This is a genomic window from Nocardiopsis ganjiahuensis DSM 45031 (genome assembly GCF_000341085.1).
Classification (GTDB): Bacteria; Actinomycetota; Actinomycetes; order Streptosporangiales; family Streptosporangiaceae; genus Nocardiopsis; species Nocardiopsis ganjiahuensis.
The window spans coordinates 93410-116707 of sequence record NZ_ANBA01000009.1; the positions used below are offsets into that span (position 1 = coordinate 93410).

General features: G+C 72.2%; 18 protein-coding genes. 7 read left to right on the top strand and 11 right to left on the bottom strand.

Annotation, left to right across the window (positions count from 1 at the left end; translation table 11 throughout):
- Positions 1–167: 167 nt before the first annotated feature.
- A complete protein-coding gene (locus D458_RS0111690) occupies positions 168–2414 on the bottom strand; it encodes an anthranilate synthase component I (RefSeq protein WP_017586935.1) in 2247 nt (748 codons plus the stop codon).
- Between the two features lie 406 nt (positions 2415–2820).
- Here D458_RS0111690 and D458_RS0111695 point away from each other — a divergent pair, with 406 nt between their 5' ends.
- Positions 2821–5106, top strand: a complete 2286-nt coding sequence (locus D458_RS0111695) for a HelD family protein (protein ID WP_017586936.1) — start codon at positions 2821–2823, stop codon at positions 5104–5106.
- A 116-nt stretch (positions 5107–5222) separates the two neighbouring features.
- Here D458_RS0111695 and D458_RS0111700 read toward each other — a convergent pair whose 3' ends face one another.
- Complete coding sequence (locus D458_RS0111700; RefSeq protein WP_017586937.1) at positions 5223–5585, bottom strand: cupin domain-containing protein; 363 nt, start codon at positions 5583–5585, stop codon at positions 5223–5225.
- Positions 5586–6273: 688 nt separating this feature from the next.
- Between D458_RS0111700 and D458_RS0111705 the strand changes: the two genes are divergently transcribed.
- Positions 6274–6792, top strand: a complete 519-nt coding sequence (locus D458_RS0111705) for a DoxX family protein (RefSeq protein WP_017586938.1) — start codon at positions 6274–6276, stop codon at positions 6790–6792.
- On the opposite strand, the gene D458_RS38235 is transcribed toward D458_RS0111705, so the two are convergent.
- The 4 genes from D458_RS38235 to D458_RS0111720 all read right to left on the bottom strand — a co-directional run bounded on the left by D458_RS38235 (position 6789) and on the right by D458_RS0111720 (position 11577).
- The gene (locus D458_RS38235) at positions 6789–7010 is read right to left on the bottom strand and encodes a DUF7669 domain-containing protein (protein ID WP_449406590.1); all 222 of its coding nucleotides are present in this window, start codon (positions 7008–7010) and stop codon (positions 6789–6791) included. The genes D458_RS0111705 and D458_RS38235 overlap by 4 nt on opposite strands.
- Positions 7007–8269, bottom strand: coding sequence for an McrC family protein (locus tag D458_RS33400; protein WP_017586939.1), 1263 nt, complete (start codon positions 8267–8269; stop codon positions 7007–7009). Before D458_RS33400 ends, D458_RS38235 begins: the two co-directional genes overlap by 4 nt.
- Positions 8266–10515 carry an AAA family ATPase gene (locus D458_RS0111715; RefSeq protein ID WP_152521117.1) on the bottom strand — a complete coding sequence of 750 codons (2250 nt, stop codon included), beginning with the start codon at positions 10513–10515 and terminating at the stop codon, positions 8266–8268. The genes D458_RS33400 and D458_RS0111715 overlap by 4 nt, the downstream gene beginning before the upstream one ends.
- 228 nt (positions 10516–10743) lie before the next feature.
- Complete coding sequence (locus D458_RS0111720; RefSeq protein WP_026119214.1) at positions 10744–11577, bottom strand: hypothetical protein; 834 nt, start codon at positions 11575–11577, stop codon at positions 10744–10746.
- Positions 11578–11944: 367 nt separating this feature from the next.
- Here D458_RS0111720 and D458_RS0111725 point away from each other — a divergent pair, with 367 nt between their 5' ends.
- The 5 genes from D458_RS0111725 to D458_RS0111745 all read left to right on the top strand — a co-directional run bounded on the left by D458_RS0111725 (position 11945) and on the right by D458_RS0111745 (position 17210).
- Entirely contained in the window at positions 11945–12622 is a 678-nt protein-coding gene (locus tag D458_RS0111725) for an HNH endonuclease family protein (RefSeq protein WP_017586941.1), read from the top strand.
- A gap of 371 nt (positions 12623–12993) precedes the next feature.
- Positions 12994–14043 carry a 2-keto-3-deoxygluconate permease gene (locus D458_RS0111730; protein ID WP_026119215.1) on the top strand — a complete coding sequence of 350 codons (1050 nt, stop codon included), beginning with the start codon at positions 12994–12996 and terminating at the stop codon, positions 14041–14043.
- The gene (locus D458_RS0111735; protein ID WP_017586943.1) at positions 14040–15233 is read left to right on the top strand and encodes a four-carbon acid sugar kinase family protein; all 1194 of its coding nucleotides are present in this window, start codon (positions 14040–14042) and stop codon (positions 15231–15233) included. Before D458_RS0111730 ends, D458_RS0111735 begins: the two co-directional genes overlap by 4 nt.
- Positions 15230–16252 carry a 4-hydroxythreonine-4-phosphate dehydrogenase PdxA gene (gene pdxA / locus D458_RS0111740; RefSeq protein WP_017586944.1) on the top strand — a complete coding sequence of 341 codons (1023 nt, stop codon included), beginning with the start codon at positions 15230–15232 and terminating at the stop codon, positions 16250–16252. The genes D458_RS0111735 and pdxA overlap by 4 nt, the downstream gene beginning before the upstream one ends.
- A 61-nt stretch (positions 16253–16313) precedes the next feature.
- Positions 16314–17210: a GntR family transcriptional regulator gene (locus D458_RS0111745; protein ID WP_017586945.1), complete on the top strand. Its 897-nt coding sequence runs from the start codon at positions 16314–16316 to the stop codon at positions 17208–17210.
- Positions 17211–17300: 90 nt separating this feature from the next.
- On the opposite strand, the gene idi is transcribed toward D458_RS0111745, so the two are convergent.
- The 5 genes from idi to D458_RS0111770 all read right to left on the bottom strand — a co-directional run bounded on the left by idi (position 17301) and on the right by D458_RS0111770 (position 23228).
- On the bottom strand, positions 17301–17909 hold the full coding sequence (gene idi, locus D458_RS0111750; protein WP_017586946.1) for an isopentenyl-diphosphate Delta-isomerase: 609 nt from the start codon (positions 17907–17909) through the stop codon (positions 17301–17303).
- Positions 17910–17998: 89 nt separating this feature from the next.
- Complete coding sequence (locus tag D458_RS0111755; RefSeq protein ID WP_017586947.1) at positions 17999–18871, bottom strand: geranyl diphosphate 2-C-methyltransferase; 873 nt, start codon at positions 18869–18871, stop codon at positions 17999–18001.
- Positions 18872–18986: 115 nt separating this feature from the next.
- Positions 18987–20357: a family 2 encapsulin nanocompartment cargo protein terpene cyclase gene (locus D458_RS0111760; RefSeq protein ID WP_017586948.1), complete on the bottom strand. Its 1371-nt coding sequence runs from the start codon at positions 20355–20357 to the stop codon at positions 18987–18989.
- Between the two features lie 35 nt (positions 20358–20392).
- On the bottom strand, positions 20393–21796 hold the full coding sequence (locus tag D458_RS0111765) for a family 2B encapsulin nanocompartment shell protein (protein WP_017586949.1): 1404 nt from the start codon (positions 21794–21796) through the stop codon (positions 20393–20395).
- A gap of 547 nt (positions 21797–22343) precedes the next feature.
- Positions 22344–23228, bottom strand: coding sequence for an oxygenase MpaB family protein (locus D458_RS0111770; RefSeq protein ID WP_017586950.1), 885 nt, complete (start codon positions 23226–23228; stop codon positions 22344–22346).
- Positions 23229–23298: the final 70 nt, after the last annotated feature.

A 23298-nucleotide genomic window follows, 5' to 3' on the forward strand; every position in this document is an offset into this window, starting at 1 on the left:
CGCAACCCCTGTCCGCTAACGGGTTGATCAAACTTCGTTAACGGCAAGGTTTCGGGAATGATTGTCTCCCGTGCAGGTAGGAGGCGGTCCACACGCGTAAAAACTCTCACGCGCGTCCCGTCTCTCCCAGCGTTCACGGCCCTCGACCCCCCAGCAGAGGGTTCCGGTCAGCGCTTGGCGAGCTCCAGGACCCGGGAGACGATCCCCTCGCCGACACCGGCGGTCAGGATCGACTCCGGGTGGAACTGCACCGCGTACCAGCGCGCCACCGGGTCCTCGATCGCCATCACCACGGGCTCCTCGCCGGCTTCCCGGTCCAGCACCGCGGTGACATCGTAGTGCTTCACCAGGTCGGGTGTGGAGTAGGTGGAGTGGTAGCGGGCGGCGGGGAACGCGCCGTCCTCTCCCATCCCCGACAGCAGCCGGCCGCCGCTCACCCGGACGCGGCCGGGCTTGCCGTGCACCGGCTCGTCCAGGGTGCGCAGCTCTCCGCCGGCGTGCTCGACCATGCCCTGCAGGCCCAGGCACACCCCGAACACCGGCAGGCGGCGGGCGGCCAGGGCGTCCAGCACGTCCGACATGGCGAAGTCGACCGGCAGTCCGGGCCCGGGTGAGAGCACCACGAGGTCGGGGGCGAGCCGGTCCAGCAGCTCGGGGGCGAACCCGTAGCGGACGGTGGTGACCTCGGCCCCGTGGCGCCGCACGTAGTCGGCGAGGGTGTTGACGAAGGAGTCCTCGTGGTCGACCAGCAGGACGCGCATCCCCGCACCCGGCTGTTCGGCGGGGGCCGGGGCGGGTTCGTTCGCGCTCTCCTCCCGGCCGGGCGCGTCCTGCCCGGCCCGCTCCGCCTCCAGGGCCTCCTCGCCCAGGGCGAGGGTCTCCAGCAGGGCGCGGGCCTTGAGGAAGGTCTCCTTCTCCTCGGCCTCGGGGTCGGAGTCGTAGAGCAGGGTCGCGCCCACGCGCACCGCGGCCACGCCGTCGCGGATGTGGGCGGTGCGCAGGGTCAGGCCGGTGTTCATGGAACCGTCGAAGTTGACCACCCCGACGGCGCCGCCGTACCAGCGGCGGGGGCTGGTCTCGTGCTGCTCGATGAAGCGCATCGCCCAGGTCTTGGGCGCCCCGGTGACGGTGACCGCCCACATGTGGGTGAGGAAGGCGTCCAGGGCGTCGAAGTCGCGGCGCAGGGTGCCCTCGATGTGGTCGACGGTGTGGATCAGCCTCGAGTACATCTCGATCTGCCTGCGGCCGATCACCTTGACGCTGCCCGGTTCGCACACCCGCGACTTGTCGTTGCGGTCGACGTCGGTGCACATGGTGAGTTCGGACTTCTCCTTCACCGAGGAGAGCAGTTCCTGGATGTTCTCGGCGTCGCCGAGCGCGTCCTCGCCGCGGCGGATGGTGCCGGAGATGGGGCAGGTCTCCACCCGCTGCCCGGTGCCGGGCTCGCCGGTGACCCGGACGAACATCTCCGGGGAGGCGCCGACCAGGTACTCGCCCTCGCCCAGGTTGAAGAAGAACTCGTAGGGCGCGGGGTTGCGTCCGCGCAGCAGCTCGTAGAAGCGGGCCGGCGAGGAGCAGCGGGCGTAGGTGCGGTGGCCGGGGACGACCTCGAACAGGTCGCCGCGGCGGAACTTCTTCTTGGCCTCGGCGACCACCTCGGCGTAGGAGCCGGGCAGGGGGCCGGGCGGGACCTCGGTGGCGACCACCGGCGGGGTGGGCTCGGTCTCGCGGGGCAGGCCCTCGGTGGCGGCCTCGGGGCGCCCGTCCCCGGCGGGGACGGTGAACTCGTAGGTGTAGCGCACGCAGGTCTCGCGCTTGCGGTCGCGGACCACGATGGCGTCGGGCAGATGCAGGACCAGGTCGCGGTCGGCGGGGTCGCGGTCGATGTGCTGCTGGACCGGCTCGAACTGGAAGGCGAGGTCGTAGCCGAAGGCGCCGTACAGACCCAGGTTGGGGTCCTCGGGGCTGCGCAGGGCGGCGACCACGGCGCGCAGGGCGGTGAAGACGCTGGGGCGGCGGCTGCGCTCCTCCTCCGTGAAGAAGGCGTCGGGGTCGGGCTCGGGCACGGTGACGGCGACCCGGTCGGCGCCCTGTTCACGGCCGCTCGCCCCGGGCACGGTGTCGAGCGCCTCGGCCAGGACCGGAAGCAGGACCCGGCCGCGGGCGTTGAAGGCGGTGACGGTGACCCGGCGGCCCCGGGTGCTGATCTCCAGGCAGGGGTCCACGTACCCCAGGTGCCAGCGGTCGTAGCGGCCCGGATACTCCATCCCCGAGGAGAGCACGCCGCCGCGGCGGTACTCGACCGAGCTGACGAGTTCGGTGAGGATCTCGGGGTCGCAGGGGGTGGCGCTGCGATGGACGGTCACGCCGCTCGGGGTGCGGTACGTGGTGGTCTGTGCGTCACTGGGGTTCACGGCCGGTCCTTTTGGCGCTCTACGGTCGGGGTGGTCGTCACCGGCCGGGGCCGCCGAAAAAGGAAACGACCGCCGGTCCGGGGCGGTCGCTGTGGTGTTCGGGAATGCGAACTGTCGGTGCGCCGCCTAGAAGCGGCGCCACCACTGTCCCTGAACGATCGGGCTGGTTCGCATGGGGCCGAGTCTAGCGGGTTCGGACCACAGGACGGGGCCGGACACAGAAAAACCCTCGCCGGTTCCGGGGAGGGTCTCAGACGTGGAGGTCGTCGGTGGTGGGGTTTCGAGAGGGGGCGACCGGATGCGGAGGACCGGTTCGCGCGGGGGCGGAGTAGCCTGCTAAGCTGCGGTGCCCGATTCCGAATAACAAGCTATCAGAAATCTTTCTAAGCGCAAGGATAGCAACCTGATGGATTCCTGTCAATCCGACAGCTCGGCCACCTCGCCCGAGGAGGCCGCGATCGCGGTCGAGCAGGCGCGTGTCAGCGTCATGTACGAGCGCCTGGACACCCTGCGAGCGCAGACCAACCAGCGGCTCATCGACGCACACCTGCAGGAGCGCAGCGGCTACGCCGCCATCGTGGAACGCGAGACCCGCTCCTACGAGCACGCCCGCCGCCGGGCCCAGCTCAGCTCGGTCGAGGAGGGCCTGTGCTTCGGCAGGATCGACATCTCCTACGGCCCCGAGGACACCGAGGCCCGCTACGTGGGCCGGATCGGGCTGCGTGACTCCGAGCACGAGACCATCCTCGTGGACTGGCGCGCTCCGGCGGCCCGCCCCTTCTACGCGGCGACCCCCAGCGACCCGGAGGGGATCACCCGCCGGCGCCACCTGAGGGTGCGCAACCGGCGGGTCATCGGTGTGGACGACGAGGTCTTCGACGCCGACGGGCTCACCGAGGGCGACCGCCGCCAGCTGGTCGGCGAGGCGGCCCTGCTGGCCTCCCTGCACCGCGGCCGCACCGGACGCATGGCCGACATCGTCGCCACCATCCAGGCCGAGCAGGACCGGGTCATCCGCGCCCAGCTGGCCGGGGTCCTGGTCGTCCAGGGCGGCCCGGGCACCGGAAAGACCGTCGCCGCCCTGCACCGGGCCGCCTACCTGCTCTACACGCACCGCCGGGTGCTGGAGCGCCGCGGCGTCCTGGTGGTGGGCCCCAACCCGGCGTTCCTGCGCTACGTCGGCAACGTGCTCCCCTCCCTCGGCGAGACCGACGTGGTGATGCGCACGGTCGGCGAGCTCTTCCCCGGTGTGGAGGCCGCCGCCCACGACCACCACGCGACCGCCGTGCTCAAGGGCTCCACGCGCATGGTCGACCTCGTGGGCGCCGCCGTCCGGGACCGGCAGCGCTCGCCCCGGCAGGCCTTCGGAGAGGGCTCCCTGCGCGTGCCGACCGACGCGGGGACGCTGGTCGTCCCCGAGGAGGTGTGCGAGCAGGTGCTGGAGACCACCCGGGGCCTGAAGCTGCCGCACAACACGGCGCGCAAGTACCTGGTCAACACGCTGCTCACCGAACTCGCCCGGGCCGAGTCCCAGCTGCTCAGCCGCCCCTTCACCGAGGCGGACCTCCCGCACGTGGGCGCGCGGCTCTGGCACGAGGTCCCCGTGCAGCAGGCCCTGGACGCCCTGTGGCCCGACCTCACCCCGCAGCTGCTGCTGCGCGACCTGTACGCCGACCCCGAGGCCCTGGCCCGGGTGGGCGCCGAGGCCGGGATCCCCGAGGCCGGAACCATGGCACGCCCCGCGGACGCCCCCTGGACGGTGGAGGACGTGCCGCTGCTGGACGAGGTGGCCGAATACCTCGGCCAGGACGACAGCCTCCTGCGCGCACGCCAGCGACAGCTGGAGACCGAACGTGAGGAGGAGGTCCGCTACGCCCAGGGCGTGCTGGACTTCACCGGCCTGACCGAGGACCCGGCGGAGGGCCTGGACGCGGTCACCCTGGCCGCCCGCCACCGCGACTCGGGGCCGAACCTGACCACCGCCGACCGGGCCGGGGCGGACCGCACCTGGTCCTACGGGCACGTGATCGTGGACGAGGCCCAGGAGCTCTCCCCGATGGCCTGGCGCACCGTGATGCGCCGGGTGCCGACCCGTTCCCTGACCGTCGTCGGCGACGTCGCCCAGACCGGCAGCCCCGCCGGGACCGACTCCTGGCAGGCGGCTCTGGAGGAGTACGCCCCCGGCAAGGTGCACGTGGAGCACCTGCGCGTGAACTACCGGACCCCGGCGCCGATCATGGCGGTCGCCGCCGACGTGCTGCACGAGGCCGCACCGGGGCAGGAGATCCCCGAGTCCGTGCGCGCGGAGGGTGACGAGCCCCGCGCGGTGCGGCTGGCGGGCCTCGACGGCCTGCCCGCGGTGGTCGCCCAGGAGCGGGAGACCGTCGGCGAGGGCCGGATCGCGGTGGTCACCTCCGACGCCTCCCTGGCCGAGGTGGCGGCGGTGCTGCCCGGCGCGGGCCGCCCCGGATCGGGTGCGGACGACGAGCTGGGCAACTCCGTGGTGGTGCTGACCGCGACGGAGTCCAAGGGGCTGGAGTTCGACTCGGTGGTCGTGGTGCGTCCCGAGGAGCTGCTGGCCCAGCCGCGCGGGGCCAACGACCTGTACGTGGCGGTCACCCGCGCGACCAGGCGCCTGACCGTCGCACACGAGGCCGACCTGCCCGAGCTGCTCAAGCGGCTGGAGGGCTGACCACGGGAAGCACGGAGCGGGCCGGGGCACGGACGGCCCCGGCCCGCGGATACCGGGAGCGGCTCCGGAGGCGCTGCACCGCCCCCGGAGGACGCGGTGCCGGGCCCGCCGGACGGTCAGCCCCCGACGTGCCGCACGGGGTCGAGCAGGTGGATGAGGATCCGGGCCGGACCGGCCAACGGGGTGACGGCGTGGGGCACGGCAGCGGCGACGTGGACCATGCCGCCCACGCCCAGCTCGTGGCTCAGACCTTCGACGTCGAAGCGCACGGCCCCCTCGATGACCTGCACGACGACGGGCGAGGGTGAGCTGTGCTCGGTCAGCTCGGTGTCGGGGGCCAGGGCCAGGTGCATGATGCGGACGTCCTCACCGGAGAACAGCCGTTCGGGTGAGACCCGCCCGTCCCTGATCGGGTTCTGCTCGCGCAGCAGGTCGATTCCACTGGTGATGAGGGTGGCCGGGGAAGTGTCACGCGTCATGGGGTTTCTCCGTCCGTGTCGCTCGCCTGGGCACTGTCCCCGGACCGTTCCGGCGGGCGGGCGCTCGGACGGTCGGCCCCGGGCGGCCCCGCCGACACGAGCGCGAGCGCCCAGGAGAAGAGGACCGGCCCCAGACTTCCACGGTTCTCCCCGGAAGCGCGCGCGGGCGCCGGGCGTGTCGCCGCGGAGCCCGGGGCGGTCGGCCCGCCCCGTCAAGCCGTATGCACCACCCGCATCACCTTCCGGACAGGGGCGGAGGCGTCGGAGCCGATATGACGTCCGCCCCGGCCCGCCCGGCCTCGCTTCGCGTCCCGGGGTCGTCGCGGTCGGAACCGGTCATGCCGCCCCGCCCCCGCGACGAAGTGGCATCGGTGCGGGCGGCCCCACCGGGCCCGCCCGCCCCTCACCGCCGGACGAGGGCCCCGACGGCCCCTTCGCCATGCCCGACCTGCTGAGGTACGCCCGTCGACGACCGTGCCTCTCCCCCGGAGCACCCCCTCGGAGGGGACGCTTCCCCGGGAAGGCTCCGGCCGGACCGGCCCCGGACACCTGCCCGGTCCGCCCCGGGCGGGGACAGCCGGAGAAGCCCTCCCCGAAGGGTCTCCCCGCCTTCGGCCCCTAACTTTCCATTGACAAGATCCAGTTCCGTGCGCCAATCTTTCCAGTGGAAACTCAGGAGGAGACGGCCATGGAACCCTTGATCACCCTTGTCTGCGTCACGCTGGTGCTGTCGGCCGCCGGAGCGTTCGGTATCCGCCCCCTGCGACCCTGGCCGGTCGCGCTGCGCGGCGGGCTCGCGGCGATGTTCGCGCTGACCGGCGCGGTCCACTTCGTCGGAATGCGCGAGGAACTCGTCGCGATGGTCCCGCCGTCGCTGCCCCACCCGGGCCTGCTCGTCACCGTCACCGGCGTCCTGGAACTGGCCGGGGCCGCCGCCCTCCTGTGGTCGCGGACCGCCCCCTGGGCCGCGGCGGGGCTCACCCTCCTGCTCCTGGCGATGTTCCCCGCCAACGTGCACCTGGCGCTGACCGGCGCCGACCTGCCACCGCACCAGGAGCTCCTGCCGCGCACCCTGATGCAGGCGATCTTCCTCGCAGCCACCGTGAGCGTCGCGGTGCACGCCTGGCGACAGCGGCACCGGGAACGCTCCGCCCGGCCGCAGAACGCGCCGCACAGGTCCGGGAGAGGTCACGGTTCCGCCGCTTAGGGCGTGTTCGACGGCCGCTTCCGCTCGGGTCGCCTGGTTCTCCCGGTCCACCGGCCGCCAGCCGGTACACACCCCCTCCCGACCCGCTCCAGCAGCTGCCGCCCGCGGCCCGGTGCGCGGGAGGCCTCGGACAACTGGGTGCGCACGGTCCCTCCGGCAACGTCCGGACAGCGTTCCCCGAACCACCGCACCAGGGCCCCGGCGGTCCAGCCCCTCAACCCGCGACGGCGTCGGCCAGGGCGCGGACCCGGTTCTCCAGGTCCGTCACGGAGCCCGACGGGTCCAGGACATGGACGTGCACGGAGATCGGCGCCCCGCGCACGGAGTGCGTGTCCGTCTGCCCGGCGCCGCCCGCGTAGACCAGATGTGCGCGCTCCACGCCGAGGGCGGTGCAGTAGGACACCATCTGGTAGAGGTCGGTCGTGGGCGGCAGCCCGCCCTTGAGGTCCTTGTACTTGGCGTCCACCACACAGCGGATGCCGTCCCGGCCCCGCACGACCAGGTCCGGCCTGATCCGGACCCTGCCCGCCTCGTCCAGGCGGTGGTGGGGCTCCTGGCCGGCACAGCGCAGTCCGTGTGCGGCCAGCCCCGAGCCGAGGGCGACGCTCAGGAAGTCCTCGAAGACCCGCGCCATGTCGACCACGAGCCCCGGAAGCTCCCGTGCGCCCGCCCGGGGGTTCCCGGTCCCGTCGCCGTCCCTGTCCCGGTTCCCGAATCCGTGCTCGGCCCCCGATCCGCCGAGCACGGTCTCGGCCAGGCGGAGAGCGGGCGCGTAGCGCTCGTTGAGCCGGCTGCGGGTCCAGGCGGGCAGCGGCCCCGGCCGGAGTGCGGCCACCCCGCTCAGCCGGGCCGCCTGGTGGTGCAGGTTGCGTGCCGTCCGCCGCCGGACCCCCGGGAGCGCGGTCAGGGCACGGATCGCGGCGAGCAGGATGCGGTTCTCCGGGATGTCCGGGCTGAAGTCGTCGTAGGCGACCGCGAGCGGGATCGGCGCCCCGAACCCGCGACGCATCTGCTCACGGACACGGATGCGTCCGCGGACGACGTTGAGTTCGTCCTCCCGCTCCCGGTAGCCGTGCAGGACCCCGGCGCCCAGAACCCGGGAGACGACCTGCGCGAACACCTCCGCGAAGGCGGGGACGAGGTCGTGGGACACCTCGGCGGGCAGTGTCTCCGCCTGCCAGGGGCGGGGTTCCGAGCCGAACCCGAGGAGGTACATCAGGCGGTCGACCGCGACCTTGGGCCGGATGCGCAGCTCGACCGCGCCCTCGCCGGAGCCCAGCCGGACCGCGCCCACCCGCTGCCGCGCCGAGAGCCGCCACCGGCCCGGAGCGCCACCGGACTCCACACGCACCAGGTGAGCGGCGGCGGTGAGGGTGGCGATCTGGGGCGGGGTGAGCGCCAACGATGCCCCCGGCCCGGTCTCGGTCAGGTCGATCCGCCTCGGGGCGATCACTCCGGAGGGCGTTCCGGTGGTCATTCCGAGGTGTCCGCCCCGGATGCGGCGGCCGGACCCAGCGCTGACCGCAGCGCCGCCAGTCCGTAGACCTCCGCCACCTCGATCCCGCGGCCGTAGTTCTGGTCCTCCAGCAGGGGGAGGATCTCCGTCTGCCAGATCCGCTCCAGCACGGCCGGATCGGCGACGTCGGGGTTCATCAGGTAGGACGGGCCGATGGCCTGGTCGGGGTCGCCGATGAGCCGGTTGAGCTCGCGCAGCAGCCGGTCCGCGTCGTCTGGCAGCTCCCGTTTCCGGAGCCAGGACTTCAACAGCCCGTCCACCGGCGGCTGGTCCGGGGCCAGCCTCAGGAAGGCGAACCGGCGGCGCATGGCCGCGTCCACCAGCGCCACCGACCGGTCGACGGTGTTCATCGTGCCGATCACGAACAGGTTCTCGGGCAGCGAGAAGGTCTCGTCCTCCTTCGCGTACTGGAGGGTGATCTCCTCCTGCCGGTACTCCAGGAGGAAGTAGAGCTCACCGAAGACCTTCGGGAGGTTGGCCCGGTTGATCTCGTCGATCACCAGGACGTGCGGCTGGGAGGGGTTCCGCCTGGCCCGGTCCGCCATGCGCGCGACGGGTCCGTCCACGAGGTCGAAGCCCATGGTCCCGTCCCGCTTCTGACGGGGCCGGAACCCCTGCACGAAGTCCTCGTAGGAGTAGGAGGGGTGGAACTGCACCAGGGAGACCGCACCGGGGTTGGCGGCGGGATCGGCGACGTGGTCGGCGATGGCCCGGGCCAGGTAGGTCTTGCCCGTGCCCGGCGGACCGAACAGGATGAGCTGCTTCTTGTGCTGGAGGAGCTCCACGGTCTCCTGGAGCCACTTCTTGGGGAAGTGGAGCTTGTCGACGAGTTCCTCGGTGACCGGACGGACCTGCATCTCGCCGGTGGCATCCACCGCCAGGACGTCCTCCGTCACCTGCCCGCCCAGGCCCGCCGCCTCCGCGAACTCGGCGACGTAGCGGGTGATCTCGCTGACCGTACGCACGCTCCCCAAGGTGTTCTGCGTCTTCTCCGAGAAGTCGTGGCGGTGCGGGGTCGACGTCGGGCGGGCCCAGGCCACGTCCCGGCGCCGTGCCCGGTCACGCCCGTCAGCGGCGTCGTAGTAGGGGTCGCTGCTCACGGTCCCGACATGGACCCCGTGGTCCGGGTCGACGGTGACGACGAGGTCGCCCGGGGACATCCGGTCGAGGAACGCCGTGATCTGTGAGCGCTGCTGGATATTGGAGTTGGCGGTGGCGTCCGGATACGCCCCGGCCAGCAGCCGGTCGATCTCCTCGTGCGGGGTGCCCGGGGCGATCTCGCCGAGTTCGCGGTAGGACAGGGAGCAGAACCCCCGTTCCAGCCACTCGGGGACGAGGTTGACCCCGCCGACGTTGGCGCCCCGCACCAGCCAGCCGCGCTGGGTGACCTCGGTTTCGGCGGGGCGCCACAGCCCGGCCCAGGGCTCGGCGTAGAAGTCGACCCGAGCGCCGCCAGCCTGCTGGAGTTCGGCGCGGACGGCCGCAAGGTCCCGGTCCTCGTCCGCGCTCCCGCCACCGATCCGGTCGGCGAAGGCCGCCACGATCTGGCGCTTGTGGTCGAGGTTGGTGATCGCTTCGAAGGTCTCGGGGAAGACCAGCCAGAGCAGGAGGTGGTACTGGGCCCGGGCGCGCTCGCCGCCGCCCCTGTCGGGCATCACCTGCCGGGCAGCCTCCCGAAACGCCCAGGGGTCGAAGAGCAGGACCTCCCGTTCCCGCGGTTCCATGTCGAGCAGGGCGCCGGCCAGCCGGATGAGGAAGGCGAACTGGGCCCAGCGCAGGTTGAGGAAGGCCGTACCGCCCAGGACGACGCCCTCCATCGCCGCGTCGAACCGCTCTGGCAGTTCCACGTCCCGGTCCTGCAAGGAGAGCACTTCGGCGATGATCTCCCGTTTGCGGCCGACCCCGATCGTGGCGCCCGCCAGCGGGAGCATGTTCAGGTACAGCAGTTCGGCGGCCAGGACCACCGCCTCGGCGGAGACCCCGCGCAGCTGCTTCCTGAGCTTGGTCAGGAAGTCGTCACTGGAGGTGTCCGGCTGCTCCACGAACCCGCGGACCAGCTCCTCGACCACCTCCGGGGTCCAGGACTCGAGTTCGGGCGCGAAGGCCGAGCGCCCGGTGACCGCCGACCCGCGCAGGATGGCCCCCGCGGCCTCCACACAGCGCGTTCCCGCCGCTCCCCCGTGCACACCGCTGCCGTTCGCCACCATCAGGCCGCCTCTCCCGCACCCGTTCCGGACGGCCGAAGAATACGCCGTGCGGCTCCGGGAGAGAAAACGGGACCGGGCCCGTGAGGCCCAGCCCCTGCTGGTGGAGCGTCCGCTCCTGCCCGTGTCACCGCCGCGGAGGGCTGCCGCGCCGCTGCCGGTGAAGGCCGGGCACCGTCCCGGCGGTACACGGCGCGCCTCGGGCAGGTCCTGGGGCTCGGCGCGAGTCGGTCAGGTGTCCTTGACCGCCCCGCAGCTGTCCGGGTCCCCGGTGCCCTCCATGTCGTAGGGGTCCTCACGCAGGCCTCTGGGCTGCTCCCCCCTGGGCTGCTCGTCCTCGTAGAGGGGGGTGAAGGTGTACTCCTCCAGGCAGTGCACCGGGGCCACGAAGCGCGTCCACATGGGTGCCGCCTCCAGTTCCTCCCCGCCCGCCTCGTAGAAGCCGACCTCGCCGAAGTGCGAGGTGACCAGCCGGGTCGAGGCCGGGTGGCCGCCGGGCCGGGCGACGGGGTGGACGATGGTGTACTCGGTGACCACCGAGAGGTAGTCCCAGCCCTGGTCGTCCCGGGCCGCCTCCGCGCGCATCCAGCCGTCCACCCTGACCTCGTCACCGACGGGTTCGGCGGTGCCGGGGGTGAGGTTGAAGGGCAGGTGGCGGCTGTTGAGCTCGAAGTCCTCGTTGCCGAGGTTGTCCAGGTACCACTCCAGGGCCTGGCCGGTGAGCAGTCCGGTGAGCTCGCTGTTGTCCTCGTCGAAGACCGCGTCCTGGTTCAGGTAGACGGCCTCCAGCAACTCCTGGGTGTGCGCGTAGGACTGCTCGACCTGTTCCCGGGTGAAGGATCCGACGGCCTCGGCCTCCGGGACGGGGAACCCTTCGCCGTAGTCCTCGGCGGGGCTGCCCGCGAACGGGTCGTCCCGGTCCACCCGGTCCGCGGGGTTCAGCTCGCTGACGGACTCCAGGTCCGGCACGGACCGGTCCAGGAGGTCCTGGACCGGGGCGCACCCGACGAGGATCGGGCAGAGAAGAGCCGCCATCCAGGGGGCGGCGGTGAAACGTGGGGGCATGACGGTAACTTTCGTTCTCTTCGTGACGAATGAGAACTTAATTCGCTTATACGCATTTCCCGTGCTCAGGAACACCACACTTACGTCACGATCCGCCGAGCCGCTCCTGGCCGGCGTGACGGCGTGCGGTTCACCCGCGGTGGCGGGCACAACAACACCCGCCGAAGGTTCTCGAAGGCTCGTAGCCCTCCTCCTGTGTCGCGGGCCGGTCCGCCACCGGGACTCGGGGAGCTGAGCACGGGTGGGTCCGTCACCGGGGCGCCACCGTAAGACAGTGGGAAATTAACGCAAGGGGACTGGTCGGACGCCACGAGAACGATCATGGTGTGAGGGTTCGAACAACCCGCTCCTCCCCCAAGGAGACACCTTGCCCGCGACCCCCTCTCGCCCCCGAGCCCCCTACCGGAGCCTGACCGGCCTCCTGACTCTCCTGGCGGCGGCCGTCCTCGTCTCGGTCCTCGGCTGGGCCACCCCCGCGCTGGCCCACCACGTCCTGCCTCCGGGCATCCCGTCGGCCTCGGCCGCCCAGGCCCAGCTCAACGGGCTGACGGTGCGGGCCAAGAACAACGGCTCCGGTTACGACCGGAGCCTCTTTCCGCACTGGGTCGTGATCTCCAGCCCGTGCGACGCCCGAGAGCACGTCCTGCGCCGGGACGGCCACACCGTCCAGGTGGACAGCTCCTGCCGCCCCACCTCCGGGCGGTGGTCCAGCGAGTACGACGGCGTCTGGACCGACAACGCCTCCTCGTTCGACATCGACCACATGGTCCCCCTGCACGAGGCCTGGCGGTCCGGGGCCAACACCTGGTCGACGGCGCAGCGACAGAACTTCGCCAACGACGTCAACTCCCCCCAGCTGTGGGCGGTGACCGCTTCCAGCAACCGCTCCAAGGGCGACCGGGACCCGTCCCAGTGGATGCCGCCCCGGACCGCGATCCACTGCGACTACGTCAAGGCGTGGGTCAACGTCAAACACCGCTACGGCCTCTCGGTCACCAGCGCCGAGAAGTCCTCCATCCAGAGCACCATCAACACCCGCTGCTGACGCCGGTGGTGCGGTCCGCCGAGCCCGTCCAGCACCGGCGGCCTCGCCCAGGACCGGCCGCACGGCGCCCGGCACGGTCTGGCCCCCGGCCAGGGGCGACCTGATCGGATCGGCCCGGAACACGAGTTCCGGGCCGATCGCTGTTCCAGAACCGGGGCCGCCCGGGCGGCGCGGGTGGCCGGAGCCCGCCCCATCGCGCGCTCCGCTCCGGTGGCCGGGCCCGCTCCGCGGCCCGGTCACCGGCCGCGGGTGTGAACTTCTGTGCCCGTGCGCTGGACTCACACGAAATTGTACGTACAATCTGTACGGACAATCTGTGAACCGGTCCCTTGCCTCACGTCATCCGACCGGGCTCCTCCGAACGGACACTCATGCGCGACAACCACGGGTCACCAGTGCCCCTCTTCCACTGGATGAACAAGGTCCCTGGCGGAACCATGCTCATCCCCCTGGTCCTGGGGTCGGTCATCGGTACCTTCTCACCCGCCGCCCTCGACATCGGCAGCTTCACCACCGCGCTGTTCAAGGACAGCGCCATGCCGTTGATCGCCCTGCTGATCTTCGCCACCGGCACCCAGATCACGCTCCGCACCAGCGGCCCCGTGCTGGCCACCACCGGTGTGGTCCTCCTCGGCAAGAGTGTCATCCCCGGCCTGCTCATCATCGGTCTTGCGATGTTCACCGGCCCCGAGGGCGTACTGGGCATCTCCGTCCTGGCGATGATCGCCGCCGCCACCAACGCCAACGGCGGGCTGTGGCTCGCGGTCACCGGCCAGTACGGGCGGACCAGGGACCGGGGCGCCTACATCGCGGGCGCGGTCAACGACGGCCCGTTCTTCGCCCTGCTGTTCATCGGCGCCTCCGGGCTCGGGCAGATCCCCGCCATGACCATGGTCGCCGCGATCATCCCGTTCCTCCTCGGCGTGCTCATCGGCAACCTGGACGCCCAGTGGCGCGAGGTCCTCAAACCGGTCCCCTCGATCGTCATCCCCTTCTTCGCCTTCGCCCTGGGCACGGGCATCAACCTCACCGACGTGGTCAGGGGCGGGCTGACCGGCATCCTGCTGGGCGTGGCCATCACGTTGGTCACCGGCGGATTCGTCTACCTCGGCTACCGGTACCTGCTGCGGCGCGGCAAGGAGTCCGGCATCGGCTTCGCCGCCGGAACCGCCTCCGGCAACGCCGTGGCCACACCGGCCATCGTCGCGGCCGCCGACCCGTCCTTCGCCGCCTACGCGGGCACGGCCACCACCCAGGTGGCGGCGAGCGTGCTGATCACCGCGCTCCTCGCGCCCCTGGTGACCACCTGGGTCCTGCGCCGGGCCGGCGCCTCGCCCGCCGAGGCCGAACGCGCTGAAGCCGAGAGCGCCGAACTGGAGAACACGGCAGCCGGGACCGACGGCAAGGAGGAGGGCGCATGACCGCCGCACCGCACGTGGCCGTGGTCGCCGACGACCTCACCGGTGCCGGGGACACCGCCGTCCAGTTCGTGCGCTCGGGCTGGCGGACCGAACTGCAGCTCACCGCCGCCGAGTCGGCTGCCGAGGTCGTCGCGGTCACCACCGACTCCCGGGCGCTGCCCGAGGATGAGGCCGCCGCCGAGGCCGCGGAGGCCGTACGACGCCTGCGCGGAGCCGGAGTCGAACGCCTGTACAAGAAGGTCGACTCCACACTGCGCGGCCCCATCCGGGCGGAGATCGACGCGGTACTGGCGGTCTGGTCGACGAACGCGGTCGCCGTGGTGTGCCCGGCCTTCCCCGCCAACGGCCGCACCATCCGTGACGGGGTCCTGCTCGTCGACGGTGTCGAGGTGCACCGCACCGCCGTCGGCCGGGACCCGGTGACCCCCGTGACCGAGAGCCGCGTCCCCGAACTCCTCGGCGCGCGACACGTCCGCCTGGACGGTTCGGACCCCGCCGCCGACGCGGCCCGGCTGCGCGCGAACGGCCCCGTCGTGGTCGTGGACGCCGAGACCGACACCGACCTCGACCGGGTCGCCGCCGCCGTCACCGCGCTCGGCCCCGACGCCGTGCCCGTGGGCTCGGCGGGACTCGCCTCCCGCCTCGCCCGGACCTGGGCGGGGGAGACGGCCCCGGCGCCCGCCCTGGTCGTCGTCACCTCCCTGCACCAGAACGCCCGCGAACAGGTCGCGGTGCTGGACGCCGACGAACACACCGCGATCGAGCAGCCCGCGCCCGAGGACCTCGCCGACGCCGGGGCCTGGGGTTCGTGGAGGGAAGGGGTGCTGGCCAGGTTCGGGCAGGACAGGCCCCGTACCGCACTGGTCGCGCCCGAGGACCGCGACGGCGCCCTCGACCCGGCCGCCGTGGCCCGCCGCCTCGGCACCCTCGCCGCCGACCTCGCGGCCCGGCACGAGGTGTCCGGGTTCGTCGTGACCGGCGGCGACGGGGCCCGCGCCCTCACCACAGCGCTGAACGCCCGCGCCATCACCCTGACCGGGGAGGTGGCCCCCGGAATCCCGATCGGCACCCTGTCCGGCGGACCGCTCCACGGCCGCGCCATCGTCACCAAGGCCGGGGGTTTCGGAACCCCGAACGCACTACTGGACGCCGCCCAGGCGGTCCGCCACACGAAAGGCAGCAACACATGAACCGCCCCACCCTCGCGGTCACCCTCGGCGACGTCGCGGGCATCGGCCCGGAGATCACCGCCAAGGCGCTGCTCCACCACCCCGGGGTCCGCGAACACGCCAGGCCCGTCGTCATCGGTGACGCCGACGCCCTGCGCAGGGCCGTCACCGCCGTGGGCGGGGACCCCGCAGCGGTCAACCCCGTCTCCTCCCCCGCGGACGCGGCCGACGCTGCCGGGGTGATCGACATCGTGCAGACCGGCCCCTCCCTCGGCCACGTCCCCTACGGCGAGCTCAGCGCGGAAGCGGGTGACGGCGCTGCGCGTTTCGTCATCGAGGCCGTGGACCTGGCCAAGCGCGGACTCGTCGACGGCATCGTCACGCCTCCGCTGAACAAGGCCGCCATGCACCTCGGGGGGCACGCCTGGCCGGGGCACACCGAACTGCTCGCGCACGAGTTCGGGGTCAGCGACTACAGCCTCGTCCTGTCCGCGGGCGACCTGTCCTTCTTCCACCTGACCACGCACGTGTCCCTGCGCCAGGCCATCGGCGACGTCACCCAGGAGCGGACGCTGGAGGTCCTGCGGCTGATGAGCGCGTTCGCCCGTGCCCAGGGCGACGCCGACGAGCCCATCGGGGTGGCCGGCCTGAACCCGCACGCCGGGGAGAACCGCCTGTTCGGTGACGAGGACGCCGACGTCCTCGCCCCGGCGATCGAACGGGCCCGCGCCGAGGGCATCAACGCGCACGGACCGCTGCCCGCCGACGCGCTCATCCCCGCAGCGGTCAAGGGCAAGTGGAAGCTCGTGGCGGTCTGCTACCACGACCAGGGCCACGCCCCCTTCAAGGCCGTCTACGGCGACGACGGGGTCAACATCACCGCCGGGCTGCCCGTGGTGCGGGTGTCGGTGGACCACGGCACGGCCTTCGACATCGCGGGCCGGGGCATCGCCCGTGAGGCCAGCCTGGTCCTGGCTCTGCGCAGGGCCGCCGAGCTCGCCCCCGGCTGGGGCCACGTGTGGCGCGCCACCGGAGCCTGAGCACGCCCGCCCCTGTTCGCCGCGGGACTCCGGGGGAACAGGGGCCCGCCCACGCCCTAGAATGGCCGCCATGCCAGTCGACCGCTCCGTCCCCCGGCCACTGCACACGCAGGTGGCCGGCGTGCTGCGCGCGGAGATCCGCGACCGCTCGATCCCGCCTGGCGACGCCCTGCCCAGTGAGGCCGCCCTGCGCGAACGCTTCGGTGTCTCCCGCAGCGTCGTCCGACAGGCCCTCGCCACTCTGGAGGAGGAGGGAGCGGTCCGCAGGACGCGCGGCCGGGCCCCGGTCGCGGCGGTGCCCACCGAGCACCACCGCCTCGTGCAACGGGTCACCGGGCTGTTCGACCAGTTCTCCGCCGAGGGCCTGGACCTGGCCACCGCGGTGCTCGCCCTGGAACCCGTCCGGGCCGGAAACCCCTCGGCCGTGCATCACCTGGGCTCGGTCGAACTCCTGCGGCTCGAACGCGTTCGCTCGGTCGACGGAGAGGCCTTGTCCTACGTGCGTACCTGGCTTCCCGCCGACCGGTTCGCCGACCTGGACGCGGCGATGCTGCGCGACGCCTCCCTGCACCGGCTGATGGAGACCCGCTTCGACGCGGTGCCCAGCAGCGGCCGCAGACAGATCCGCGCCGTCCCCGCGGACGCTCGCATCGCCCGTGAACTCGGAGTGTCGGACGGAGCCCCGCTCCTGCTCCTGGAGGGCGGGACCTTCGACCAGAACGGGCTGCCGCTGGAGTGGTTCGAGAGCTGGCACCGCTCGGACCGGGTGGTCTTCGACATCGAGGCCGACGGCGCCGCGGACCAGGTGCGCATCACCCCGGACCCGTCTCTCACCGAACGGCCCGGACCGGGTCCGGCCGCGCCCGCGCGCTCCGCGCCGCCGGCCGGTCTCGACCGTGCCGTGGCCCTCGCCGGGGAACTGCACGCCGAGTTGGAGCGCCTGCGCGGCCAGGGCTGACCGCGGCACCGCCCCGCCCGGTCTCCGAGGCGTGGTCGGTGGACGGGGACCTTCCCGTGGCGGGGCCGGCCCCGCCACGGCGGACGGCGCTCACCAGGAGGCGCCGTCCCCCATCTCGTTCAGCGCGGGCCGCACCGCGTCCAACACGGTCGGGAACCACACGGAGAACGCACCCCCGTCCCGGGCCCGGGCCAGTTCGGCGGGGCCGAGGAACGCGGTCTCGGCGACCTCCTCCGGGTCGGGGCGGAGCCCGCCCCGGACCAGACCCACGAAGAGGTGGTTGTACTCGCGCTCCACGAGACCGGAGTCGGGGTCCGGGTGGTGGTAGGACACCGTCCCGGCCTCGCGCATGAACGCGGGTGCCGTGCCCAGTTCCTCCCCCACCCTCCGGGCCGCGGCGGCGAAGGGCTGCTCCCCCGGCCAGGGGTGTCCGCAGCAGGTGTTGGACCACACCCCGGGCGAGTGGTACTTGCTCAGGGCACGGCGCTGGACCAGGAGCCGCCCCTGTTCGTCCAGGAGGAAGACCGAGAAGGCCCGGTGCAGCCGCCCCGGGGCCTGATGTGCGGACAGCTTCTCGGCGGTGCCCGTCGTCGTTCCGTCCTCGTCGACCAGTTCGAGCATGATCGGGCGGCGCTCGCCCGGCACGGTCCGGTCCGCGGGGCCGGTGGTCCCGGTGTCGGTTTCGGTGTCGGCGGTCATGGGCGCCCTTCCTTGTTCGACGGTGTGGCGGCGGTCCGGCCGGGGGCGCCCGCGGTGTCCGCGGGCGCCCCTGGCCCCGGTCGGCCGGGTCAGACCCGGTCGGCGGCGATGAGCAGGTAGTGGAAGCTGCCCTCCTTGTAGGCGGTCAGGAACGGGTCCTCGATCCCGGTCGCCACCTGCGACTGCGCCCGCAGTTCCCAGTACGGGATGGTCGCGGCCGTGAGGTCGACGACGTTGATCGGGACGAGGCCGTTGGCCGCCATCGCCCGGAAGTACTCGCTCCGGGAGTGGATGTTGCAGGTGTAGTGCTCGTCGATCCGGCTGACCGCCTTGGACCGGCCGCCGGTGACGTCGTTGTAGCAGCCGGTGATGGTGACGTAGCGGCCACCGTACTCCAGGAGGCGGGCGTGCTCGCTGAAGAGTTCGAACAGGTCCACGTACATCGTGGACTCGTTGTTCCAGGTGGCCCGCATCGAACCCGACTCGAAACCGGTGTCCAGCATGTTGCGGAAGTGGAACCGCACCTTGTCGTCCACGCCCCGCTCCCGGGCCTGGGCGTTGGCGAAGTCCACCTGCTGCTCGGAGATGCTCACACCGTCCACGTGGCAGCCGAACCGGGCGTTGGCCATGAAGCTGGTGCCGCCCCGGCCGGAACCGGTGTCCTGGATCCGGTCGTCCGGGGTGATGTCCCCGAGGTGGTCCAGCAGCACGTGCGCCTGCGCGGTCTCCAGGCGGTGCATCTCCTCGATGATCCGCTGTTCCCGGGTCTCCTCGGGCCCTTCCAGGACGGACGGGTCGTAGTCACCGATCCCGTAGTGGTGGTGGAACAGGCCGTCGACCTCACCGAGGCGGATGTTGACCGGGTCCTTCTCCGCGTTCCAGTACTCGGCCACGGACCGCTGGTAGGCGGTGCGCAGGACCTGGGTCGGCGCCTGGTTCTGAGAGGGCATGGTCGTGGTCATCGTGTGTGACTCCTTGTCGTGGTGGTGTGTTCGGTCGGTTCGCGGCGTGGCGAACCGGAGCGGGGGCCGTGCGGGCCCGCGCCGGGGGACTTCGGGTGTACGGCTCGGCCTCCGGTCAGTTCGCGCCGGTTCCGGTGCCGTGGTAGCGGCCGCTGCTGGCATGCCACTCGCGGCTGCCGCCGGTCCACGCCCACACCCCGGCGAGGAAGCGGCGCAGTTCCGGTGACCCGGTGAGCGCGAGCGCGGCCGCCTCCGCCTCGTAGGTGTGCATCAGTTCGTCGTGCAGGAGCACGGTGCGCTCGACCGCCTCGCGGTCGGAGCAGCCCTCCTCCGTGGCGATCAGCCTGGGCACGCTGAAGTCGGAGGGGTCCTCCTTGGCCATGGAGTACAGGTCGTTGACGATCACGGTCGCCGAACCCGCCATCGTGAACACCCGGCGGACCCGGGGGTCGGCGAACTCCTCCTGGGAGAGCTCGTATCCGGCGATCGTGTCGATCAGCGCCATGCACGGGACGAAGCTGTTCTCGTGCCGGTGCATGAGGAACTCCCACACGGGCGGCCGCTGGCCCGTCGTCGCCCAGACCGCCTCCTGGTTGTAGGCCACGAACATGATGCCGAGTTCGTGCCGGAGCCGGCGCACCTGGGCGTGGGAGGCGATTCCGGCCAGGTTGTCCAGGCTCGAACGCAGGGCGACCATGACCGGGTCCGCGCGCACCACCTCCTCCAGCTGGGGTGCGTACTTCAGCGGCAGGTGCGCCTGGTCGATCACCGAGTGGGCGATCGCCAGCCGCTGGCCGAGCAGCTCCGGGCGGGCCTCCTCCACCTCGCCGTCCACGTAGTGGTCGTCCACGGACCATTCGGCGAGGGCGCACTTGGCCGCCGCCAACAACCTGTCGGGATCGCTGGTCTCGGGGTGGGCGAGCATGATGAGGCGGCCGAAGCCGGCCGACCGGACCTTGTCGAGCTGGCCGGGGTAGACGCCGACCTCGGCGGCCCACTCGACCAGCCGGTCGTTGACCTCCTCGCCCAGGGCCGGATCGTCCCGGACGGCGGGAGGGCAGTACAGGGCGGGCACCGGTGAGCCCCCGTCCACCGGTGCCGTCCCGGTACCGGTCGACCCGGTCCCGGACGGTGCGGTCGGGGTCCTCGGGAGGGCCCGGACCGAGGCCGTGGCGTCGGCGCTCCGGGCGACCGAGGCCGCAGCCGGGACCGGACCGGTGCTCCGGGGCGCCTCGGGCAGCAGGATCCTGGCCGCCGACGTGCCGAGCCCGGTGGGTCTGGGGGGCAGCAGGGGTGCGGTCGCACGGGGTGCGGTCGTGCCCGGGGCGGTCGGCCCGGCCGGGGACGGGCCGGAGGGGCCCGAGCCGTTCGGTTCCGCGAGCAGGTCGGGCTTGCCGGGGCGGTGCGGATCACGGAGCAGGGCGTTGACCAGTTCCGCCGTCCTGTGCCCGGCGGTGGACGCGGACATCCTGGACATCAGTGACACCGTCTCAGACCTCCTTCCCTGACGGTGCCGGGCGGTCAGGCACGGGGACGGACCTCGACGTTCTCCAGGACCCCGAGCGCGTCCGGAACGAGCACGGCGGCGGAGAAGTAGGTGCTCACCAGGTAGGAGATGAGCGCCTGGTCGTCGATGCCCATGAAGCGGGCGTTGAGGCCGGGCTCGATCTCGTCGGGCAGCCCCGTCTGGTGCAGTCCGATGACGCCCTCGTTGTCCTCACCGGTACGCACCGCGATGATCGACGAGGTGTGGTGCTCCGAGACCGGGATCTTGCCGCAGGGCAGGATCGGGATTCCGCGCCAGGCGGGCAGGTGGTGGCCGTTGACGTCCACGGAGCCGAGGTTGAGCCCCAGCTTGTTGCACTCCTTGCCGAAGGCGGCGATGGCGCGGGGGTGGGCGAACATGTACTGGGTGCCCCTGCGCATGCTGATCAGGTCGTCGAGGTCGTCCGGGGTGGGCGGTCCCGAGTGGGTCTGGATGCGCTGCTTGAAGTCGGCGTTGTGCAGCAGGCCGAACTCAGGGTTGTTGACCAGCTCGTGTTCCTGCCGCTCGCGCAGCGCCTCGACGGTCAGCCGCAGCTGCTGCTCCGTCTGGTTCATCGGCTTGTTGTAGAGGTCGGCGACCCGGGTGTGCACGCGCAGCACGGTCTGGGCCACGCTCAGCTCGTACTCGCGGGGCTTGAGCTCATAGTCCACGAAGGTGCCGGGCAGGTCGACCTCGCCGGAGTGGCCGGAGGACAGGGCGATCTCGGCCTCGCCGTGCTTGTTCTGGCGCTGACCGGGCACGGACAGGTACCGCTGGACGTGCGCCTGCAGGCTCGGGGAGTCGTCCAGGATCGTGATGAACTCCTGGCGCGGCAGCTCCAGCAGGGTGCCCGCGGTCGCCGCCTTGACGGTGAACTCCCAGCCGGGCTCGGTGTCGAGGAGGTAGCGTTCGCCGAACTTGTCGCCGTCGGCCAGGACGCCGAGCCGGTTGGTCTCGCCGTAGGGCCCGCTGCTGGTCTTGTGCACCCGCCCGTGGGCGATCAGGCAGAGGTGGTCGGCGGGGTTCCCCTCCTGGACCAGTACCTCTCCGGGCTCGAACTCCCGCTGGACGAAGCGCCCGGCCAGGGCCTCCAGGACCTCGATGTCGTCGTAGCCGCGCAGCAGGGACAGCTCTCCCAGCTCGCGCGGGATGACGCGGACTTCGGAGCCGGTCTGCACGAAGTCGATCCGGCCGTCGCCGATGGTGTAGGTCAGACGCCGGTTGACCCGGTAGGCGCCGCCGTCGGTCTGGACCCAGGGGAGGGTCTTGAGCAGCCAGCGGGAACTCTTGCCCTGCATCTGCGGAGCGGACTTGGTGGTGGTGGCCAGGTTGCGCGCGGCCGCGGTCGTCAGGCTCCGCTGCTGGCTGGTGCTTACTTCGGGGGCTGAGTCGATCGACATCGGCGGTGACTCTCCTCAAGGTGGTCGCGTGTGACCGTGGCTTCCCGGCGATGGTCGGGAACACGGAGATGAGAGGGCCAAGGGGCGGAACCGGAGGGCCCGGAACACACCCCGCAAACCGCCGATCACTTTACGAGAACGAGCACACCGAAAGAGCGGGAACACCATTTCCTGATTCCATAAGCACACCCCGCCCACACTCCGATAAACATATCGGAAAAATGACCCATAACCCTCGCCCCCTCACCGAACAGAGGAGCGACAAGGACCGTCCGACCAGCACCTATGTCGATCGGAAACTCCGGACGCCAGAAAGCATGCCAGCAGGGGCAGATCCCCTCGAAACGAGGACATAGTGCCCCTAAAAGGAAAAGGAAAGCACGGAGTCCCGAGATTGTGGCACCTGCGAACTCATCGCTTTTCGGTCCCTTCCGACAGGCCCGCGACCCCACCCGCACCCGCACCCGGGGGGCGAAGGCGCACGAACCGCGGTGGTCGCCCATCCGGCCGCTGACGTCTTCCGGCCGTCGACACGCCCGGAGCGGCGTCAGCGCTCCGGGGCGCCGGGCGCCATGGCCCACCGGATGCCCCGCACCGCGGCGTCGGCGACGAGCGGACCGACGAGGGAGCCCGGGCCGGAGGGGTCGGCCAGGCCGAGCTCTCGACGCGCCCAGGGCGGGAGCCCCTGGACCGCCCCGGCGGAGAGCGCAGCGTAGGCCGGGCGGGCGAGCGGCGGCAGGGGCGGGTGGCGCAGCAGGAACCGGGCGGTCTCACGGGCCTGCCGGGTCGCCCTCAGCTCGGGCCGGTAGACGGCCAGGCGTTCCCGGAGTTCGGCCGTGCTCCTCGGCGGTTCGGGCACGCCGAGGGCCCGGGCGATCCGGGCGGTGTCGGCGACGTAGGCGTCGCACTCGGACCGGTCCAGGGGCCGCGCCCCGTAGCGCTGGTGGCACCACAGGAAACTCTCCACCTCGGCGACGTGCACCCAGCACAGCAGGTGGGGGTCGTCGGCACGGTAGGGGCGCCCGTCCGGAGCGGTACCGCGCACGGTGGCGTGGACGCGGCGGACCCGCTCCACCGCGTTCGAGGCGTCGGCGCCGGTGCCGTAGGTGGTCACGGCGAGGAAGGTGCTGGTGCGCTGCAACCGGCCCCACGGGTCGCCCCGGTATCCCGAGTGGGCGGCGACCGCGGCCATCGCCAGCGGGTGCAGGGACTGCAGGAGCAGTGCGCGCACACCGCCGACGAACATCGCCGCGTCGCCGTGCACGCGCCGGATCGGGCGGTCGGCTCCGAACCAGCGCGGTCCCGGTTCCCCGTGGATGCGGGCGCGGTTGGCGGGCCCCTCGGGTCCGGCCACGCGGGCGAACAGCCACGCGCCCGCGCGCGCCCGCAGCGACCGTGCCGCGGTCGCGCGTGTGGCGGCGGGATCACTCATGACACCAGTATGCGGCCGACCCCACCGTCGCGTCAGGTTGAACGGACGACGGCGGACCGGTCCGAGCGGC

What these genes read in the sequence shown, in the direction of transcription:
- pdxA (WP_017586944.1), top strand. Translation starts at nt 15,230, where the DNA reads ATGAACCGCCCCACCCTCGCGGTCACCCTCGGCGACGTCGCGGGCATC.
- D458_RS0111700 (WP_017586937.1), bottom strand. Translation starts at nt 5,585, where the DNA reads ATGACGCGTGACACTTCCCCGGCCACCCTCATCACCAGTGGAATCGAC.
- D458_RS0111730 (WP_026119215.1), top strand. Translation starts at nt 12,994, where the DNA reads ATGCGCGACAACCACGGGTCACCAGTGCCCCTCTTCCACTGGATGAAC.
- D458_RS0111755 (WP_017586947.1), bottom strand. Translation starts at nt 18,871, where the DNA reads ATGACCACGACCATGCCCTCTCAGAACCAGGCGCCGACCCAGGTCCTG.
- D458_RS33400 (WP_017586939.1), bottom strand. Translation starts at nt 8,269, where the DNA reads ATGACCACCGGAACGCCCTCCGGAGTGATCGCCCCGAGGCGGATCGAC.
- D458_RS0111720 (WP_026119214.1), bottom strand. Translation starts at nt 11,577, where the DNA reads ATGCCCCCACGTTTCACCGCCGCCCCCTGGATGGCGGCTCTTCTCTGC.
- D458_RS0111770 (WP_017586950.1), bottom strand. Translation starts at nt 23,228, where the DNA reads ATGAGTGATCCCGCCGCCACACGCGCGACCGCGGCACGGTCGCTGCGG.
- D458_RS0111745 (WP_017586945.1), top strand. Translation starts at nt 16,314, where the DNA reads ATGGCCGCCATGCCAGTCGACCGCTCCGTCCCCCGGCCACTGCACACG.
- D458_RS0111695 (WP_017586936.1), top strand. Translation starts at nt 2,821, where the DNA reads ATGGATTCCTGTCAATCCGACAGCTCGGCCACCTCGCCCGAGGAGGCC.
- idi (WP_017586946.1), bottom strand. Translation starts at nt 17,909, where the DNA reads ATGACCGCCGACACCGAAACCGACACCGGGACCACCGGCCCCGCGGAC.
- D458_RS0111735 (WP_017586943.1), top strand. Translation starts at nt 14,040, where the DNA reads ATGACCGCCGCACCGCACGTGGCCGTGGTCGCCGACGACCTCACCGGT.
- D458_RS0111705 (WP_017586938.1), top strand. Translation starts at nt 6,274, where the DNA reads ATGGAACCCTTGATCACCCTTGTCTGCGTCACGCTGGTGCTGTCGGCC.
- D458_RS0111715 (WP_152521117.1), bottom strand. Translation starts at nt 10,515, where the DNA reads ATGGTGGCGAACGGCAGCGGTGTGCACGGGGGAGCGGCGGGAACGCGC.
- D458_RS0111765 (WP_017586949.1), bottom strand. Translation starts at nt 21,796, where the DNA reads ATGTCGATCGACTCAGCCCCCGAAGTAAGCACCAGCCAGCAGCGGAGC.